The organism is Phyllobacterium sp. (assembly GCF_037994425.1).
Lineage (GTDB): Bacteria > Pseudomonadota > Alphaproteobacteria > Rhizobiales > Rhizobiaceae > Phyllobacterium.
Window position 1 is genome coordinate 1 of the sequence record NZ_JBBNAM010000027.1, and the last position, 2718, is coordinate 2718.

A 2718-nucleotide genomic window follows, 5' to 3' on the forward strand; every position below is an offset into this window, starting at 1 on the left:
TCGTGACGGCGGCATCGCTCGTTGCCGCCTATGCCATTGCCTATGTCTGGGTGCGCGGTTCTTCGGTGCAACGCATGCTTGCCGAGTTCTGCATTCTTGTCCCGTTCTGGATATCGGTCTTGACGCGTGCCTTCGGCTGGCTGGCGATGCTTTCCAATCGTGGTCTCATCAACACCTGGCTGCAGTCGGCAGGCATCGTCAGCGAACCGCTGGCGCTTGCCCGCAACGAGCTCGGCGTCATCATCGGCATGACGCATTTCCTGATACCGTTTGCAGTCTTTCCGATCGCGTCCGCCATGCGCAGCATTGACGAGCGAGTACTGCTTGCCGCGCGCGGCATGGGCGCATCGCGCACCCGCATCTTCTGGAGCGTTTTCGTGCCGCTCACCTATGGCGGACTGATCGGTGCCGCCCTCATCGTTTTCGTATTCGCGCTCGGTTTCTTCGTCACGCCTGCCATTCTTGGCGGCGGGCGCAGCGTCATGGTGGCTGAACTCGTCTATCTGCGCATTTTTCAGAGCCCGGACTGGGGCCTTGGCGCCGCCATCAGCGTCGTGCTTGTCCTTTTCATCGGCACCCTTCTTGCTCTCATGCGGCGCTTCATCAAACCTGCGCATCTCGTTGGATAGATAATGCAATCGTCACGACCAGGCCCTGTTATTCTTATCCTCGCCACCGCCGTTGCGCTGTTCCTGCTCATGCCGCTCATCGCGGTGGTGCCGGTTTCATTCACGCCTGCCCGTTTCCTTTCGATGCCGCAGGGAACGCTGTCGCTACGTCATTACCAGGCGCTGATTGACAATCCGCAATGGGGACAAAGCATATGGCTGAGCTTGCGCATCGGTATTTTATCGAGCGCGATCGCGACCGGTCTTGCAACGCTGTTCGGCCTTGGTATCTGGATGTTCCAGCCGCGCTTTTCGGCGCTATTGATCGGCTTCGTTCTGCTTCCCCTGGTGGTGCCTCCGGTCGTCTCGGCCATGACGCTTTATTTCCTGATGACCGCGCTTTCCTCGTTCAACAGCTTTGTCGGCTACGACACCTTTCTTGGGGTTGTGCTTGCCCATGCGGTGATGATCACGCCGTTTGCCGTCGTTCTCATCCTCGTTGCGCTCTATCAGGTCGACCGCCGCATCGATCTTGCAGCGCGCGGCCTTGGTGCGAACCTTGCAACGCGCGCCTTGAGGATCATCCTTCCGAACATCAAGTTCGGCATTGCCACGGCGGCATTATTGTCGTTCGTCCTTTCCTGGGAGGAGATCGGCGTGACCCTTTTCATCACCAGCGTCAATGCCATTACGCTCCCCCGGTTGATGTGGATGGGCCTTCGCGACAATATCGATCCTGCCATTGCGGCGATCTCGGTTGTTCTCATCCTTGTTACCGCCCTCATTCTTGCGATCCGCATCGTCTTTGAAAGGCGTGGATCATCGGAGCCGCAATGAACAGGAACGACCTCATCCAAGCACTTCGTTCTGTCGTCGGAGTGGACGCGGTGAGGACGGACGAGGCTCTGAGCCTTGTTCACCCCGGATCCGACCCGCGCAATCTCGATGCCGGGCTGATGGTCGTGCCCGCATCGACGAGGGAGGTCGCGGCGGTTCTTGGGTTGTGCAATGAGCACCGGATCGGCGTCGTGCCGCATGGCGGGCGCACCGGACTTGCCGGCGGCGCCGTCTCGAAACCCGGCGAGGTCATCCTGTCGCTTTCAGGGCTTAGCCGCATTGAGCGGCTTTCAGCGTCGGCGGCAACGGCCATCGTTGAAGCCGGCGTGACATTGCAGGCATTGCAGGAGGCGTCAGCCAAGGAAGGTCTTGCCACCGGCATCGATATCGCCGCGCGTGGCAGTGCAACGATCGGCGGCATGATCGCCACCAATGCCGGCGGCATGGAGGCGTTTCGCCATGGCGTGATGCGCCAGCGCATCCTCGGGCTCGAGGTGGTGCTGGCTGACGGCTCAATCATGGGCGACCTGACCGAGGTCAGCAAATGCAACGAGGGGTATGACGTCAAGCAGCTCTTCATCGGCGCTGAGGGAACGCTCGGCATTGTAACGCGGGCGGTGATGCGGTTGACACCAGCCGACGCGTTTACCGCCACCGCCCTTCTCGCCTGCCCCTCCGCCACTGCTGCCGTTACCCTTTTCCAGAAACTTCAGCATGAGCATAGCATTCATCTTTTGCGCGCCGAGTTCATGGCGCGTGACTACTTCGCGCTGGCATCTGAAAGTCTCGGGCCAGCCTCTCTTGCCGCGTTCAGCCATGCGCCCGCCTACCTTATCGTTGAAACGGACGATCCCGACGCGCTTGCCGGCCGCTCGCGGCTTGAAGACGCGCTCGGCCTTGCAATGGAAGAGGCTCTCGTCATCGATGCGATCATCGCCCAGAGCGAAAAGGAACGCAGCGCCATCTGGAACATTCGCGAAGACAGCAGCGTCATCGACCGCAACGCTCCTTATTGCCACTGGTTTGACATTTCCGTGCCGCTTTGGGCGCTTGAAACCTGGCTGCAGGAGTTCAAGTCCGGTATTGCCGAGCTCGGCGAAGGCATTCGCGGTTTCGCATTCGGCCATCTTGGCGATGGCAATCTTCATATCGGTGTTGCCGGCGATAAGGCATTTCCCGACAAGGAGCGCGCCAAGGCGATCGTCTATGCCAATCTTCGCCGGATGGGCGGCTCGTTTTCGGCCGAGCACGGCATCGGGCTTGAAAAGCGACC

The 2718-nt window shown here is 60.2% G+C and carries 3 protein-coding genes; all 3 read left to right on the plus strand.

Annotated features, from left to right (window positions below):
* Nucleotides 1-629: ABC transporter permease (locus AAAB35_RS01520; RefSeq protein ID WP_340666489.1), on the plus strand; the 629-nt coding region annotated here is incomplete at its 5' end.
* Between the two features lie 3 nt (nucleotides 630-632).
* Nucleotides 633-1445, plus strand: coding sequence for an ABC transporter permease (locus AAAB35_RS01525; RefSeq protein WP_340666490.1), 813 nt, complete (start codon nucleotides 633-635; stop codon nucleotides 1443-1445).
* Nucleotides 1442-2718 (plus strand): FAD-binding oxidoreductase (locus AAAB35_RS01530; protein ID WP_340666491.1); only part of this gene is annotated, 1277 nt, incomplete at its 3' end. The genes AAAB35_RS01525 and AAAB35_RS01530, both read left to right, overlap by 4 nt.